The 15,681-nt window shown below is 72.3% G+C and carries 16 protein-coding genes and 1 tRNA gene; 11 read left to right on the top strand and 6 right to left on the bottom strand.

The window, feature by feature from the left end; translation table 11 throughout:
• Positions 1 to 26 precede the first annotated feature (26 nt).
• From RB608_RS04855 to RB608_RS04820, 8 genes are read left to right on the top strand one after another with little or no spacing between them, the layout of a single operon-like run.
• Positions 27 to 1,097 (top strand): CaiB/BaiF CoA-transferase family protein, encoded by a 1,071-nt coding sequence (locus RB608_RS04855; protein ID WP_308086676.1) that lies wholly within the window; start codon positions 27 to 29, stop codon positions 1,095 to 1,097.
• Positions 1,094 to 2,746 carry an AMP-binding protein gene (locus RB608_RS04850; protein ID WP_308086675.1) on the top strand — a complete coding sequence of 551 codons (1,653 nt, stop codon included), beginning with the start codon at positions 1,094 to 1,096 and terminating at the stop codon, positions 2,744 to 2,746. The genes RB608_RS04855 and RB608_RS04850 overlap by 4 nt, the downstream gene beginning before the upstream one ends.
• A 14-nt stretch (positions 2,747 to 2,760) precedes the next feature.
• Complete coding sequence (locus tag RB608_RS04845) at positions 2,761 to 3,711, top strand: LLM class F420-dependent oxidoreductase (protein ID WP_308086674.1); 951 nt, start codon at positions 2,761 to 2,763, stop codon at positions 3,709 to 3,711.
• Between the two features lie 41 nt (positions 3,712 to 3,752).
• Complete coding sequence (locus RB608_RS04840) at positions 3,753 to 4,511, top strand: SDR family oxidoreductase (RefSeq protein WP_308086673.1); 759 nt, start codon at positions 3,753 to 3,755, stop codon at positions 4,509 to 4,511.
• Between the two features lie 44 nt (positions 4,512 to 4,555).
• Complete coding sequence (locus tag RB608_RS04835) at positions 4,556 to 5,230, top strand: nitroreductase (RefSeq protein WP_308086672.1); 675 nt, start codon at positions 4,556 to 4,558, stop codon at positions 5,228 to 5,230.
• Positions 5,227 to 6,453: an acyl-CoA dehydrogenase family protein gene (locus RB608_RS04830; protein WP_308086671.1), complete on the top strand. Its 1,227-nt coding sequence runs from the start codon at positions 5,227 to 5,229 to the stop codon at positions 6,451 to 6,453. Before RB608_RS04835 ends, RB608_RS04830 begins: the two co-directional genes overlap by 4 nt.
• Positions 6,450 to 7,211 (top strand): enoyl-CoA hydratase-related protein, encoded by a 762-nt coding sequence (locus RB608_RS04825; protein WP_308086670.1) that lies wholly within the window; start codon positions 6,450 to 6,452, stop codon positions 7,209 to 7,211. Before RB608_RS04830 ends, RB608_RS04825 begins: the two co-directional genes overlap by 4 nt.
• A complete protein-coding gene (locus RB608_RS04820; protein ID WP_308086669.1) occupies positions 7,208 to 7,537 on the top strand; it encodes a Rieske 2Fe-2S domain-containing protein in 330 nt (109 codons plus the stop codon). Before RB608_RS04825 ends, RB608_RS04820 begins: the two co-directional genes overlap by 4 nt.
• Before the next feature lie 867 nt (positions 7,538 to 8,404).
• Here RB608_RS04820 and RB608_RS04815 read toward each other — a convergent pair.
• The 3 genes from RB608_RS04815 to RB608_RS04805 form a co-directional block, all read right to left on the bottom strand.
• Positions 8,405 to 9,028, bottom strand: coding sequence for an LLM class flavin-dependent oxidoreductase (locus RB608_RS04815; RefSeq protein WP_308086668.1), 624 nt, complete (start codon positions 9,026 to 9,028; stop codon positions 8,405 to 8,407).
• A 34-nt stretch (positions 9,029 to 9,062) separates the two neighbouring features.
• The gene (locus tag RB608_RS04810) at positions 9,063 to 9,341 is read right to left on the bottom strand and encodes a hypothetical protein (RefSeq protein WP_308086667.1); all 279 of its coding nucleotides are present in this window, start codon (positions 9,339 to 9,341) and stop codon (positions 9,063 to 9,065) included.
• A gap of 23 nt (positions 9,342 to 9,364) precedes the next feature.
• Positions 9,365 to 9,437, bottom strand: a tRNA-Arg gene (locus tag RB608_RS04805).
• A gap of 204 nt (positions 9,438 to 9,641) precedes the next feature.
• On the opposite strand from RB608_RS04805, the gene RB608_RS04800 reads away from it, so the two are divergent.
• Positions 9,642 to 11,060 (top strand): LCP family protein, encoded by a 1,419-nt coding sequence (locus RB608_RS04800; RefSeq protein WP_308086666.1) that lies wholly within the window; start codon positions 9,642 to 9,644, stop codon positions 11,058 to 11,060.
• Positions 11,061 to 11,069: 9 nt separating this feature from the next.
• Positions 11,070 to 11,255, top strand: a complete 186-nt coding sequence (locus tag RB608_RS04795; protein WP_308086665.1) for a hypothetical protein — start codon at positions 11,070 to 11,072, stop codon at positions 11,253 to 11,255.
• A gap of 61 nt (positions 11,256 to 11,316) precedes the next feature.
• Here RB608_RS04795 and RB608_RS04790 read toward each other — a convergent pair whose 3' ends face one another.
• The 3 genes from RB608_RS04790 to RB608_RS04780 form a co-directional block, all read right to left on the bottom strand.
• A complete protein-coding gene (locus RB608_RS04790; RefSeq protein ID WP_308086664.1) occupies positions 11,317 to 11,655 on the bottom strand; it encodes an MscL family protein in 339 nt (112 codons plus the stop codon).
• Positions 11,656 to 11,719: 64 nt separating this feature from the next.
• Complete coding sequence (locus tag RB608_RS04785; RefSeq protein ID WP_308086663.1) at positions 11,720 to 12,385, bottom strand: SAF domain-containing protein; 666 nt, start codon at positions 12,383 to 12,385, stop codon at positions 11,720 to 11,722.
• Positions 12,386 to 12,444: 59 nt separating this feature from the next.
• Positions 12,445 to 12,813 (bottom strand): FmdB family zinc ribbon protein, encoded by a 369-nt coding sequence (locus tag RB608_RS04780; protein ID WP_308086662.1) that lies wholly within the window; start codon positions 12,811 to 12,813, stop codon positions 12,445 to 12,447.
• Positions 12,814 to 12,908: 95 nt separating this feature from the next.
• On the opposite strand from RB608_RS04780, the gene RB608_RS04775 reads away from it, so the two are divergent.
• Positions 12,909 to 15,596 (top strand): penicillin acylase family protein, encoded by a 2,688-nt coding sequence (locus RB608_RS04775; RefSeq protein ID WP_308086661.1) that lies wholly within the window; start codon positions 12,909 to 12,911, stop codon positions 15,594 to 15,596.
• Positions 15,597 to 15,681 lie beyond the last annotated feature (85 nt).

The following is a 15,681-nucleotide window of genomic DNA, read 5'->3' as shown; positions in this document are numbered from 1 at the left end:
TCGTCCGATCGTTCGGAGGAGGAGCGATGGCGGGAGCGTTGGACGGGATCCGCGTCGTGGAGCTGGCGGGCATCGGCCCCGGCCCCCACGCGGCGATGGTCCTGGCGGACCTGGGCGCGGACGTGATCCGCGTCGAACGGCCCTCGGCCCCGCAGGGGACCGGCCTGCACCACACCCTGCGCGGGCGCACCATCGTGCGGGCCGACCTCAAGGACGCCGCCGAGCGCGCGGCGGTGCTGGACCTCGTCGCCGTGGCCGACGTCCTCATCGAGGGCTACCGGCCCGGTGTCGCCGAGCGGCTCGGTCTCGGCCCCGACGCCTGCCTCGCCCCCAACCCGCGGCTCGTCTACGCCCGGATGACCGGCTGGGGCCAGGCGGGTGAGCTGGCCGCCACGGCGGGTCACGACATCAACTACATCTCGCTCACCGGCGTGCTGCACGCGGTCGGCACCGCCGAGCAGCCGCTGCCGCCGCTCAACCTCGCCGGCGACTACGGCGGCGGCTCGATGTTCCTGGTGACCGGCATCCTCGCCGCCCTGCTGGAGCGGACGCTGTCCGGTCGGGGACAGGTCGTCGATGCCGCGATGGTCGACGGCGCCGCCGTCCTGGTCCAGCCGATCCTCGAGCTGCGGGCCGGCGGCCTGTGGCGCGACGAGCGCGCTGCCAACATCCTCGACGGCGCCGCGCCCTACTACCGGACGTACCGATGCCGCGGCGGCGGGCACGTCGCCGTCGGTGCGATCGAGCCGCAGTTCTACGACGAGCTGATCGAGCTCCTCGGTCTCCCCGGCGATCTGCCGGACCGCGACGACCCCGCCCAGTGGGCCGACCTGGCCGAGGTGCTCGGCACCGCCTTCGGGCGTCGTACCCGCGAGGAGTGGAGCGAGGTCTTCGCCAGCACCGACGCCTGCGTGACACCGGTGCTGACCTTCGAGGAGGCGGCCCGGCACCCGCAGGTGGCCGGCCGGGGAACGCTGCGCCACGGGCCCGACGGCGTCGAGGCCGCCGCGGCGCCGCGGTTCTCCCGGTCCGGGACCGGAGCAGCGCCGGGCCGCGTGGGTCGTATCGAGGAGGTCACAGGGAGATGGTCGGCATGAGCGAAGCGTTCCTGGCAGAGCTGCGCGCGGAGCGCGAGCTGCCCACCCAGGATCTCTGGGAGGCCGCCGTCGCACGGCTCGACTGGCCGCTGAGCCGTGGGCTCAACACCGCCCACGAGGCGGCGGACAGGTGGGGGCGCGACCGCGCGCGGCTCGCCTACATCCTCCATCATCCGGACGGCTCCTCCGAGCGGTGGACCTTCGCGGAGCTGGCCGAGACGTCGAGCCGGCTGGCGACCGCCTGGCGCAAGGCCGGCCTGCGGCCCGGCGATCGCGTCGCCGGAGTCGTCGGGCAGCAGACCGAGGCCTATATCGCCGCGCTGGCGGCCTGGCGCGCCGGGTTCGTCTACATGCCGCTGTTCGCCGGCTTCGGGACGACGGCGCTCGCGGACCGGCTCGCCGGCGGCGACCCCAAGGTCGTGGTCGTCGACCACCACCACCGCGACCAGGTTGACGCCGCGCTCGCCGCGGGCGGGATCGACCCGGCGGTCTACACCGTCGCCGGCCCGGGCGGGCGGGGCCTGCGCCACGGCGACCGCAGCTTCTGGGCCGAGCTGGAGTCCCACGACGCGCTGACCAGCCCGGTCGAGACGCTGCCGTCGGATCCCGCCACCCTCATCTACACCAGCGGCACGACCGGTGCTCCCAAGGGCTGCCTCCAGGCGCATCAGCTGATCCTCACCGTGCAGCCCTACATCCGGCACGTCTTCGGACTGCAGCCCGAGGACCTGATCTTCGCGGGCGCCAGCCCGGGCTGGTCCTACGGTCTCTACACCGTGGGGATCTGTCCCCAGGCGCTGGGCCATGCGCGGGTCGCCTACAGCGGCGACTTCGATCCCGAGGCCTGGCTGCGGATCATCGACCGGGAGCGGGTCACCTTCATCGGCGCCGCTCCCAGTGCCTACCGCCGGCTGGTGGCCACCGCGGAGCGGGGGGCCGGCATCCCGCGCTCGGTGCGGGGGGCCTCCAGCTCCGGGGAGCCGCTGGACGCGCCGCTCGCCAGCGCCTGGCGGCGGCTCACCGGGCACGACCTGCAGGACGGCTACGGCCAGAGCGAGCTGGCGATGGTGCTGGCGAACCTCACCGGCACCGACGAGCCGGTCGAGCCCGGCGCGCTCGCCGCGGCGGTGCCCGGCTTCGACGTCGAGCTCGTGGACGCCGACGGGGTGCCGCAGGAGCGCAGCGGCATCATCGCGGTGCGGCGTCCGCAGTACCAGGCGTCCGTCGGCTACCAGGGCCGCGACGACCTGTGGCAGGACCGGTGGCGCGGCGAGTACTTCCTCACCGGCGACCTGGCCGAGATCGACGACGCCGGGCGCTATCGCTTCGTCGGCCGCGAGGACGACCTCATCGTCACCTCCGGCTACAACGTCGGCCCCAGCGAGGTCGAGGCGATCATCCTCGGCCGGCCGGGCGTCGCCGACGCCGCCGTGGTCGCGGCCCCCGACCCCAAGCGCGGCTCCGCCGTCCGCGCCGTGGTGGTGGCCGACGGCACCGTTGACCGGGAGCGGCTGACCGCCGAGATCCAGGAGGCGGTGCGTGAGGGCCTGGGGCGGCACGCCTGGCCGCGCATCGTGGACTTCGTCGACGAGCTGCCGCGCACGGAGACGGGCAAGATCCGCCGTCACGCCCTCCGGGCCCGGTCGTGACGGCTCGCTGGGGCATGACGCTGCCCCTCGACGGCGTCCCGCTGCGGGCGGTCCCCGACCTCGCCCGGGAGATCGAGGATCTCGGCTACAGCGGGATCTGGACGGCCGAGGGCACCGGTCCCGAGGGATTCACCCCGCTGGCGGCCGCGGCCGCCGTGACCCGTGGGATCAGGCTCGGCATCGCCGTGGCGCCCGTCTTCACCCGTGGACCCGTCCTGCTCGCGCAGACGGCCTCCACGCTCGCGTCGCTGGCGCCGGGACGCTTCACCCTCGGCATCGGCTCCGGGTCCGACATCATCGTGGGCCGGCTCAACGACATCGCCTTCGAGCGACCCTTCTCCCGCACCCGCGACATGCTGCGCTTCCTGCGCGCCGCGCTGAGCGGGGAGCGGGTCGAGCAGTCCTACGACACCTTCCGGGTCGGCGGCTACCGCTGCGAGACGGTGCCCCCCGAGCCGGTGCCGATCCTGGTGGCCGGGCTGCGCTCGCGCATGCTCGAGCTGGGCGGCACCGAGGGGGACGGCGCCATCCTGACCCTGGTCTCCGCCGAGGACGCGGCCCGGATGGTGCCCTTCGTGCGCGGCACCGACGGCGCCCGGTCCGGCAAGGAGGTCGCCGCCCGGGTGCTGGTCGCGCCCACCGAGGACGCCGACCGGGCCCGGGCCGCAGGACGGCGGCTGCTCGCCGCCTACCTCAACGTGCCCGTCTACCGGGAGTTCTACCGGTGGCTGGGCCACGACGAGCTGGAGCGCACCTGGAAGCTCTGGGCCGCCGGCGAGCGCCGCCAGGCCCTCGAGGCCGTGCCCGACGACATCGTGGACGCCCTCGTCGTGCACGGAGCGCCGGCGCGGATGCGCGAGCACCTGCAGCGCTTCGTCGAGGCCGGCGTGGGGACGCCGACCGCGATGCTGCTCGACGTCGGGACCGACCACCGCCGGGCGCTGCGCGACCTGGCGCCGCGATGAGAGGGCCGAACGTGGGATCGACGACGACCGAGGAGGACCTCATGCGCCGGACCGACCCCGGAGAGTTCGCCGGCCGGACCGTGGTGGTGACCGGGGGCAGCCGCGGCATGGGCCGCGAGCTGGTCCACGCCTTCGCGAGCCGGGGCGCCGACGTCGTGGTCGCCAGCCGCAAGCCGGACGCCTGCCGGGAGGTGGCCGACGAGGTCGCCGAGAAGCACGGGGTGCGCGCTCTGCCCGTCGCGTTCAACGCCAGCAGCTGGGCCGACTGCGACCGCCTCGTCGAGGAGGTCTACGACGAGTTCGGTCGTGTCGACGTCCTGGTCAACAACGCCGGTCTGTCCCCCCACTACCCGAGCCTGGCCGAGGTCAGCGAGGCGCTGTTCGACAAGGTCGTCGCGGTCAACCTGCGCGGACCGTTCCGGCTGACCGCCGCCATCGGCACCCGGATGGCCGAGGGCGACGGCGGCAGCATCGTCAACATCGGATCCGTCGAGGCGATCCGGCCCACCGAGCACGCGCTGCCCTACGCGGCGGCGAAGGCCGGCCTGCACGTGCTCACCGAGGGGTTCGCCCGGGCGTTCGGGCCGCGGGTGCGGGTCAACACGGTCCAGCCCGGCGCCTTCCTCACCGACATCTCCGAGAACTGGATGCCCGGCCTGCGGGAGCGGATGGAGTCGCAGGTCGCCCTCGGACGCTGTGCCGAGCCGGACGAGATCGTCGGCAGCGTGCTGTTCTTCGCCTCCTCGGCCTCCTCCTACGCGACCGGCGCCCTGCTGCGGCTCGACGGCGGCTGGCGCTGAGCGCCCGAGCGGCGTACCCCCCCCACCCACGACGAGGAGACCGCATGGACTTCGCGACCCTGATGAAGACCCGGTGGAGCTGCCGGGGCTATCGCCCCGACGAGGTGCCCGAGGAGATGCTCACCCGGGTCCTGGCGACCGCCCAGCGCACCGGCTCGTGGTGCAACGTGCAGCCCTGGCACGTGCGCCTGCTGCGCGGCGAGGCCACCCGATGGCTCGCGCGCGAGCTCACCGCGCACGTCTCCTCCCATCCCGACGCAGCGGACCAGACGCCCGACCTCGAGCTGCCCGGGACCTACGCCGGCGTGCATCTCGAGCGCCGCCGGGAGGCCGGCTACGCGCTCTACCGGAGCCTGGGGATCGAGCGGACCGACCACGCCGCGCGCGCCGCCGCCATGCTCGACAACTACTCCTTCTTCGGGGCGCCGGTGGCCCTGATCGTCACCGTCGAGCGCTCCCAGGGCGCCTACGCCGCCGCCGACTGCGGCGCGTTCGTCGCCAATCTGATGAACGCCGCGCTCGACGAGGGGCTGGGCACGATCGCGCAGGGCGCCCTGGGCGTGTACGCCGGCAAGGTGCGCGAGCTGCTGGAGATCCCCGAGCACGAGGCGGTGCTGTGCGGTGTCGCCCTCGGCTATCCCGACGAGGAGCACCCGAGCAACGGCTTCCGCACCGAGCGTGCCTCGCTCTCCGACATCGTGACCGAGGTGCGCCGATGAGGGCCGGCCTCGACCTGACGCCCTCGCCGCGCGCCGTGGAGCTGCGGGCGGCGATGGTCGACTTCCTGCACGAGCACGTGCTGCCGGCCGAGCCCGCCTACCACGCCTACCGGGCCGAGCACGGTCCGGAGGACCACACCCTTCCCCCGGCCGTGGAGGAGCTCAAGGCCGAGGCCAGGCGCCGCGGCCTGTGGAACCTGTTCCTCCCGGCCGAGTCGGGCCTCTCCCAGCTCGACTACGCCGGACTCGCCGAGATCAGCGGCTGGAGCATGGAGCTGGCCCCCGAGGCCATCAACGGAGCCGCGCCGGACACCGGCAACATGGAGCTGCTGCACCTGTTCGGCACCGAGGAGCAGCGGCGGACCTGGCTCGACCCGCTCCTCGACGGCACGATCCGGTCCGCGTTCGCGATGACCGAGCCGGCCGTGGCCAGCAGCGACGCCACCAATGTCGAGACGCGGATCGAGCGCGACGGCGACGAGTACGTCGTCAACGGCCGCAAGTGGTGGACCTCCGGCATCGCCGACCCGCGCTGCCGCCTGCTCATCGTGATGGGCAAGACCGACCCCTCGGCCGCCCGGCACCGGCAGCAGTCGATGGTGCTGGTGCCCCGCGACACGCCCGGCGTCACCGTGGTCAGGGACGTGCCCGTCTTCGGGCGACACGACCAGCACGGTCACTGCGAGGTCACCTTCTCCGACGTACGGGTGCCGGTGTCCCACGTGCTGGGCGAGGAGGGCGGCGGGTTCGCGCTGGCCCAGGCACGGCTGGGGCCGGGCCGCATCCACCACTGCATGCGGGCGATCGGCGCGGCCGAGCGCGCCCTCCACCTGCTGGTACGCCGCTCCCAGTCGCGCGTCGCGTTCGGCAAGCCCCTGGCCGAGCAGGGCATGCTGCAGCGCGACATCGCCGAGTCGCGGATCGCGATCGACCAGGCCCGCCTCCTGTGCCAGCACGCCGCCCGGGTGATCGACGAGGAGGGCAACAGGGCCGCCGCCACCCTCGTGTCGATGGCGAAGGTGTCGGTGCCGCGAGTGGCGCTCGAGGTGATCGACCGGGCCATCCAGGTCCACGGCGCGGCCGGGGTCTCCGACGACGTGCCGCTGGCCGCGATGTACGGCTGGCATCGAGCGATGCGCATCTTCGACGGTCCCGACGAGGTGCACCTGCGCGGCGTCGCGCGGGCCGAGCTGGCCGCCGCCTCGGAGCTGGACCGGCCATGACGCGCGAGCTGGTCGAGCGCCACGACGGCGAGGGCGGCGTACGGACGCTCGTGCTCAACCGGCCGGACCGGCGCAATGCCTTCGACCGGGCCCTCGCCGACGCGCTCAGCCGGGCGCTGGACGAGCTCGATGACGATCCCCGACATCGCGTCGGCGTGCTCGCCGCCAACGGACCGGTCTTCAGCGCCGGGACCGACTTGCACGAGCCGAGCAGCCCGGCGACCGAGCGTGGGGGCGAGTACGGCGTGATCCTGCGCGAGCGGCGCAAGCCGCTGGTCGCCGCCGTGGAGGGGCCGGCGTTCGGCGGTGGCTTCGAGATCGTGCTGGCGTGCGACCTGGTGGTGGCGAGCACCGAGGCGGCCTTCGGGCTGCCCGAGGTCGCGCGGGGCGTCGTCGCGGCGTGCGGCGGCCTGTTCCGCACCGAGGACCGGCTGCCCGCCGTCCTCGCGATGGAGCTGGCCCTCTCGGCTGAGCCGATCGATGCGGAGCGGGCCTCGGCGCACGGGCTGGTCAACCGGCTCTGCGCTCCCGGCCTGGCGCGTTCGGAGGCCGAGCGACTGGCTCGCCGGATCGCGAGGAACTCGCCGGCCGCCGTCGCGGCGACGCTCACGGCGATCCGGACGGTGCGCTCGGCCCGGGAGGGGGTCGGCTGGGCCGCGACCGGCGAGGCGGTCGCGGCGATGGCCCAGCACCCGGAGCGGGCCGAGGGCATCGCCGCGTTCTTCGAGAGGCGTGAGCCCGACTGGAGCCGGCGGTGACGACCCTGGTCCGTCTGGCCGCGCTCGCGGACGTACCTGCGGCCGGGGGGCTGAGGATCGATCGCGACGCCGCGGGAACCGACGATGACATCGCGCTCCTGCGTGACGCTGACGGAGCGGTGTACGCGCTCGACGACACCTGCACCCACTACCCGGCCTCGCTGGCGAGGGGCTGGGTCGTCGAGGGTCACGTCGAGTGTCCGCTCCACGGTGCGAGGTTCGACCTCCGGACGGGCCAGGAGGTCAGTGGCGCCGCCGTCGCGGCGACGCGCACGCACCGCGTCGTCGTCCGCGACGAGGTCGTCTACCTCGTGTCCGAAGCCTGACGGTGCTGGAATCCAGAGGTCGCATGCGCGCGCGACGCCGATGCTGCGAGCGTGCGTTGACCGTTTGAGTCGGACTGGTCCGAGGCCCGGCGAGGCGGAGACGGGGCGAATCCCTGGTCGGAGTCTCGTGCCTGCCCTGAACCGTGGCTTGCGGGGCAGGGCGAGGCATCCTCGATGCGCGCTTGACGGCCTCATCTTGCCGACCGATGCACCTGGAGCAGGACGGCGACGGTGTACCCGGCCCACTCAGCGACCTGGGCCGCGACGGTTGACGAACAGACGACTGTCAGCTCCTTGCGGGAAGGCGGCAATGTGCCGCCGTGGAACTGCCGCCCCACGCACCTCTTCAAAGGCGGCGCCGACCTGCGCTCGGTCCAGGAACTGCTCCGCTAAGTTTGCTCGCGATCACGCAGCGTTACATCCCCGTCACGACCGACCGCCCGTGGCGGGCCTACCAGCGGGCACAGCCACGGGGCTGAGCCCGCTGGTACGGCGTGTTGCCGCGAGAACCGCGGCCAGCCGGCCGAACTGCTCCAGGCGTTCAGGCGCCGATGAGGCGATCGGGTTCAGCAGGAGGGTCGTGACTCCCGCCTGGGAGAAGGCCTCGAGCTGCCGGCGGATCTCGTGCTCGTCGCCGAGGAGCGTGACTCCGTCGACCAGCTCCTCGGGTACGACAGCTGCCGCCTCGGCCTTCCGGCCCCGTCAGATACAGATCCTGAATCGCCGTGGCCTCGGGCTCGTAGCCGTAGCGACAGGCGAGCTGGCTGTAGAAGGTCCTGCCGCGCGCGCCCATACCGCCGATGTAGAGGGCCGCCTGGTCGCGGATCGACTGCAGTGCCTCTGGAGAGGGCTCGCCGAAGTGGAGGCTCACTGGAGCTGGATCTCGAGCGGGCCAAGTTCGGGGTCTCGTTCGGCGAGTCCCTCGGCCAGAGCGTCTCCCCATACGTCGGCAGCCTTCCGCGGGTCGAAGAACAGCTGCTGCCAGCCCCGGGCGAGCTCCGCGACCATGGCCACGCTCTTGAGGCCCAGTGCGTCGACCGAGATCGGGATGTCGGCGCGGATCGGGCGGTTGATGAGCCTGAGCGACTTCCCGAGCCCTGAGCCGCCGTCTGCCGAGGTCAGTGGCATGACGTAGTGGTCGCCCCGAATGCGACGGGCTTCCTGCCCCATACCTGCCGACAGACGTCGGTTACCTCCCTCATGCGCCCAAGGGGAGCGTCGTACCTCACTCCGTGGAAGTCTTTGACCACCTGCGGGCCGGGAGGGAGCGCGTGAGTAGATCGGCAGGATCGAGGACATCAGCTCCAGTCGCTCGGTTCGCGAGGCGATGTAGCCGAGTTGGCTGACCGCGTCGAAGGAGTAGGCCTCCGGGATGGCGAGCATCCCCAGGCGGGCCTGTTCATAGGCGACGATCAGCTCGACGGTCTCGTCGAAGACGCCGGCGTAGTCGATGACCATGCCGAGCTTGATCGGCCTACTCGGGATCGTCACCGCGGTGCCCCTGCGTCGTCGTCGACGACGATCTTCATCGCCTGGTCGGAGGACATGAGTCGAAGGCTTGCTCGTAGTCCCGGGCGGGGATCTTGTGGCTGATGACCGAGTCGAGGTTGAGCCGGCCGCCGACGAGGACGTTCTCGACCTGATGCCACGTCTCGTACATCCGCCGGGCGAAGACACCGCGGATCGTCGCTCCCTTGAACACGACGTCGTTGAGCAGGTCGATCTCAACCGGCTTGGTGGGTACGCCGAGCAACGCAGCTGTGCCCCTGCTGCGAAGGGAGGCGAGGCCTTGGCCGATCGCCACGGATGTCCTGAGACATCACAGGGTGCCCCAGGCAAGAGTCGAACTTGCGACCTTTCGCTTAGGAGGCGGCTGCTCTATCCACTGAGCTACTGGGGCGTGGGGACCCATCTTGTCAGGTCCGGTCCTTCGCCCCCGGATTGGGTCGAGGCGGGGCGACCGGTGACAATGGGAGCGACTCGCCGTACGACTTGATGTGGTCCGTACGGTGGGCGTGGTACCACCGGTGCCGATCGGCCGCTGACTCGGCAGCGCAGTCGAGCCATGACCATCCGCCACGGCGGCCACACGACCAGGTGATGCATGACGGAGGACGTTGAGACCGGGCGCGCCGACGCGACGCCCGGGAGCCGTGCCCGGCGGGTGCCGACCTCGCGGGCCGACCGTGACCGGCGCCGACCGCGCAGCGAGCGGGGTGGCCGGGGCGGCCGCGGAAGCCGGGTGTCCGGGGGTCGTCGCAAGGCTCCGCAGCCGGGCAAGGTCGTCTTCAAGGTGATCATCGCGAGCCTGATGTCACTCGGCCTGGCCACTGGTCTCGGGGTCGTCCTCGTCTACAACAACTGGAACGGCAACATCGACCGGCAGGACGTGTCGAAGCAGCTCACCAACCGCCCCGACAAGGAAGAGGTCGCGGGTCCCAAGGAGCCGATGAACATCCTCGTGATGGGCTCCGACACCCGCTCCGGCGAGGGCAACGGCATCGACGGCGAGTCCACCAACGGGCTCTCCGACACCACGATCCTGTTCCACCTCTCCGCCAACCGCGAGTTCGCCTACGGCATCTCCGTCCCGCGTGACACGGCCGTCATGCGGCCCGAGTGCACGAAGGAGGACGGCAGCAAGATCCGCGCGGCGACCGGGTACGAGAAGTGGAACGCCGCCTTCGCGTACGGCGGCCCCGCCTGCACCATCCAGCAGTTCGAGCAGGCGACCAGGATCCGCGTCGACAACTACGTCGTCGTCGACTTCAACCAGTTCAAGGACATGGTCAACGCCCTCGACGGCGTCGAGGTCTGCATCCCCGATGACATCGACGACGAGGTGCGCAACATCCATCTCAAGGCGGGCACCCGCGAGATCAAGGGCAATGAGGCGCTGACCTACGTCCGGGCCCGCTACCGGATCGGCGACGGCACCGACCCCAACCGCACCCGGCGCCAGCAGGCGTTCATCGGCTCGATGATCAACAAGGCGCTGACCGCGGGCATGATCGCGCGCCCCGACCGGATGATCAGCTTCATGAACGCCGCCACGTCGTCGCTGCAGACCGACTTCAAGGGCATCGCGCAGATGGCCGACCTGGCCGTCACCGCGCAGGGCATCGGCGCCGACAACATCAAGTTCATCACCACCCCGTGGATCTACTCCGGCAAGGTGAGTTCCGGGATCGAGTGGACCCCCGAGGTCGAGAAGCTCTGGCAGCTGGTCCGTCGCGACAAGCCGCTCACCCCTGAGTTCCTCAAGGACGCGCTCAGCGCGGGCGACAACCCGGACGGCTCGCCGTCGGCCGGCAACACCCCTGGCGACGGTACGTCCGAGTCCGGTGGCCCGTCGTCGCCCAGCAGCCCGTCCGGCACCACCGGAGGTGCCTCCGACGGCACCTCCGACGGGGCGTCGGACGGCACCCCCGGCGGTACGCCGGGCACCGACACCCCGATCCCGCCGCCGACCAACGAGGGCCTGAGCACCTCCGGCCGCGAGGCCGCCGGCCTCTGCACCTGAGGACCGATCATGGGCGAGCAGCGGGAGACGCAGCAGGAGACGGAGTGGGAACGGCGACGCCGGCTGTCCGAGATCTTCGGCGACGTCGAGCCCGCGGTGACCTCCGACGAGCGTGACGACGTACCCCCGGACGCCCGGGAGAGCTCGACCGACCGCTGGCTCAAGGCGCAGGTCCCGCCCCACCACGGCGGCTGAACGCGCCGAGGGCCGGCGGGGAGTCCCCGCCGGCCCTCGGACCGCTCGTGACGAGCCGGTGTCAGCGCGTGGCGAGCGAGTCGCGGATCTGGGTCAGGATGTCGAGCTCGGTCTCGCCCGGCTCGGGGTCGGGGAAGAACCGCTCCTTGGCCTTGGTGTAGGGCGTGACGACGAGGAAGTAGACGACGGCGGCCAGGATCACGAACGCGATCACGGCGTTGAGGAACGCGCCGAACGAGTTCGCGTCGTTGCTGAAGACGTCGCTGGCCGACTCGGGCATCTGCGCGGTGAGCCAGTTGACGAAGGTGGTGACGACCGTGCCGAAGGACGCACCGATGATGAACGCGACGGCGATGTCGACCAGGTTGCCCTGGAGCAGGAACTTCTTGAACCCGGACATGCTCTCTCCTCTTTCCCGAGACGAGTGGTGGAGGTCGGGATCCTCTTCTTGGTTCCCGAAAAACCTAACTGCGACTCCATGTATAAGTCACGTATTCGGCTGCGGAGGCCGCGGTGACGTGGTAGATCGCATCCGAATCTAGGGCCAGGACGACGAGGCGGCCGGGAAGCGCGCCGTCGGTGGCCGAGGCCGGGTCAGGCACGGCGAGCACCGTCGCGTCCCGCGCGAGGACCCGCGTGCTGCCCGCCTGCGGGTCGGTGCCGAGCAGGCTGATCCGGTCACCCGCGGTCAGCAGCGCCACCTGGCCGGCGTCGGAGAGCCGGACCGGCAGGGTCGTCGTGCCCGGGGACTGGGCCGCGCCGAGGCCGGGCCCGACCAGGCGGACGTCGGTGACCGGCTCACCTGCGCGCAGGGGTGCCGCGAGCCGGCGGCCGACCGGGTCGGCGGCGGCCCCGTGCGGTACGGCGGCCGGCGGGACCCGCGCCGTGGACAGGTCGCCGGGTCTCAGCGCCTGCCCGGCCGGCAGGTCGCGCGCGGCCACGAGCACCGCGGCGGTCGGCGGCTCCGGCGGCGCCAGGGAGCGGACTGCCACCGCGGCCGCCGCGCCCAGCAGCAGGGCGGCGATCAGTCGTCGCCGGCGCAGCACCCGTCGGCGTACCTCATCGAGGGCGGCGCGGACGCGGTGCAGCGGCCCGCCCGGGGACGGGCGTCGGGGATCACGGGAGTCCATGCCGGCGACCGTAGGCCGCCGCGACGCCGGCCGCCGGCGTCATCCACAGGACCGGTGGCTCAGGCGGAGGAAGCCGCCGAGGTCGAACTGGAGGAGCCGGACGAGCCCGTCGAGCCGCTCGAGCTGCTCGAGCCGGACTTGTCGGACGAGCCCGAGGAGCCCGAGGAGCCGGACGAGCTCGCCGCCGGCGCGTCGCTGGAGCCGCCCGATCCGCCGGACCCGCTCGAGCCGTTGGCGGACGACTTGCTGTCGGTCTTGCTGTCGGTCTTGTAGAAGCCCGAGCCCTTGAACACGACGCCCACCGAGTTGAAGACCTTGCGCAGCCTGCCGGCGCACTCGGGGCACGTCGTGAGGGCGTCGTCGCTGAACTTCTGGACCTGCTCGAAGGCGTGACCGCACGCGGTGCACAGGTACTGGTAGGTGGGCATCGACGATCCTCGCTTGGCACTCTCGCCCTAGCACTCTTACCGGGCGAGTGCCAATGCTACGTCAGGACCGGGCGGCACGGCACAATGGCGCCACCATGGTGGACCACGACCCGAGCGGCACCGTCGCCGACTCCCCGGCCGCGAAGCCCTCCCCTCCCTCCTGGCCCCGGTGGCTGCGCTGGACCACGGGGATCGGCGTCCTCCTCGTCCTCGCCCTGGTCGCGGGCCTGACCACGGCCGTCGTCGTGGTGCGGCGGTCCTGGCCCCAGACGGGCGGCGAGCTGTCGATCAGCGCGCTCGAGGGCGAGGTCCGGGTCGTGCGCGACGACCACGGCATCCCGCAGATCTACGCCGACTCCACCCACGACCTGATGCTGGCCCAGGGCTTCGTGCACGCCCAGGACCGCTTCTTCGAGATGGACGTGCGCCGCCACGCCACGGCGGGCCGCCTCTCCGAGCTGTTCGGCGACTCCGGTCTGGAGACCGACCTCGTCGTGCGGACCCTCGGCTGGCGCGACGTCGCGGAGAAGGAGCTGGCCCTGCTGCGGCCGGCGACCCGCAGCGCGCTGGACGCCTACGCCGAGGGTGTCAACGCCTACCTCGAGGGCCGCTCCACCTCGGAGATGGCGCTGGAGTACACCCTGCTCGGCCTCAGCGGGCTCGACTACCAGCCGGAGAGCTGGACCGCGGTCGACTCCGTCGCGTGGCTCAAGGCGATGGCCTGGGACCTGCGCGGCAACCTCGACGAGGAGATCGGCCGGGTGATCGCGATCGCGACCGTGGGCGAGAGCAAGGCGGCCGACCTCTATCCCGCCTACCCGTACGACGAGCGCGCGCCGATCGTGGAGCAGGGCGCGGTCGTCGGCAGCGGCGAGGAGCGGGTCTTCGACCAGGACGCCTCGGCCTCGCGCGCCGGGGGCCTGTCGCGCCCGCCGCTCGGAGGCCGCCCCGACTCCGCCGCGGGCACCGGCACCGTCGACGCACTGGAGCGGGTGCGCGACGTGCTGGCCGGCGTACCCGCGCTGCTCGGTCAGGGCGACGGCCTCGGCAGCAACGCCTGGGTCGTCGACGGCGACCACACCGACACCGGTGCGCCGATCCTCGCCAACGACCCGCACCTCGGCGTCTCGTTACCCGGCGTGTGGACCCAGGTGGGCCTGCACTGCCGCACGCTGTCGCCCGAGTGCCCCTACGACGTGGCCGGGTTCAGCTTCTCCGGGGTGCCCGGCGTCGTGATCGGCCACAACCGCGACATCGCCTGGGGGTTCACGAACCTCGGCCCCGACGTGACCGATCTCTTCGTCGAGCGGGTCACCGGCGACACCTGGAGCTACGACGGGCAGCAGCTCCCGCTGACCGAGCGCACCGAGCGGATCGAGGTCCGCGACGGCGACGACGTCGAGCTCACGGTGCGCTCCACCGGTCACGGCCCGCTGCTCTCGGACCTGGCCCGGTTCGCCGGCGAGGACGGCATCGAGATCACCGAGGACGGCCTGCTCGACCAGGTCGAGCACGTCGTCGCGGCCCAGGAGGCCGGTCCGACGGGGGAGGACGCGATCTCCCTGGCCTGGACGGCGCTGACCCCGCGCCCGACCGTCGACGCCCTGCTCGCCCTCAACCGGGCAGGCGACTGGACGTCCTTCCGGGAGGCGCTGTCCGACTTCGCGGTGCCCGGCCAGAACGTCGTGTACGCCGACACCGAGGGCCACATCGGCTACCAGGCGACCGGTCTGGTCCCGGTCCGCGGCCCGGGCAACGACGGCCGGCTGCCCGCGGCGGGCTGGCGCAAGGACACCGACTGGACCGGGGCGTTCGTGCCCTACGACGCGCTGCCCAGCGTGCTCGACCCGGACTCCGGGATCATCGCCACGGCCAACCAGGCCGTCATCGACCCGAGCCGCTACCCGCCGTACCTCACCTCCGACTGGGATCTCGGCTACCGCTCCGACCGGATCAACCGGCTCCTCGCCGCCGACGACGAGCTGAGCGTGGACGGGATGGCGGCCATCCAGCTCGACGACCGCAGCGCGATCGGCGAGGCGCTCACGCCCTACCTCCTCGACATCGACCTGCCCGCCGGCTACTACTCCGACGGCCAGCGGCTGCTGCGGTCGTGGAACTACCAGGAGGACGCCGACAGCGCGGCCGCGGCGTACTTCAACGTCGTGTGGCGCGAGGTGCTCGAGCGGACCTTCGGCGACGAGCTGCCCGAGGCGATCCGGCCCGACGGGGGGAGCCGGTGGTTCGCCGTCGTCAGCGCGCTGCTGCCGCGCGGGAAGAACGCGTGGTGGGACGACGTACGCACCGACGACAAGGTCGAGCGGCGCAGCGACATCCTGCACGACGCGATGATCGCAGCCCGGGACGAGCTGACCGCGCTGGAGTCGCCCAGCGCCGACGAGTGGACGTGGGGCGGGCTGCACGAGCTCGAGCTGCGGTCCTCGACGCTGGGGGAGTCCGGGATCGGCATCGTCGAGCGGATCTTCAACCGCGGCGGCTGGGAGGTCGGTGGCGGCAGCTCCCTGGTCAACGCGACGGCCTGGGACGCCCGCGGCGGCTACGAGGTCGTGACGGCCCCGTCGATGCGGATGATCGTGCCGATGGACGATCTCGACGCCGCCCGGTGGATCAACCTGACCGGTGTCTCCGGCCACGCTTTCCATCCCCACTACACCGACCAGACCGACCTGTGGGCTCGCGGTGAGACCCTGCCCTGGGCGTTCTCCGAGGAGGCCGTGACCGACGCGGCCGACGACGTACTGCTGCTCACCCCCGAGGGTTGAGTCGTCGGATCTGACCTGTTGAGTCGTCGGTTCTGACCGTGCGAGTCGTCGGTTCCGACCGGCTGAGCAGTCAGGCCGCGGGCGC

Source organism: Nocardioides sp. LHD-245, from assembly GCF_030929495.1.
GTDB lineage: Bacteria > Actinomycetota > Actinomycetes > Propionibacteriales > Nocardioidaceae > Nocardioides.
This window is presented reverse-complemented; position numbering and strand designations above follow the sequence as displayed.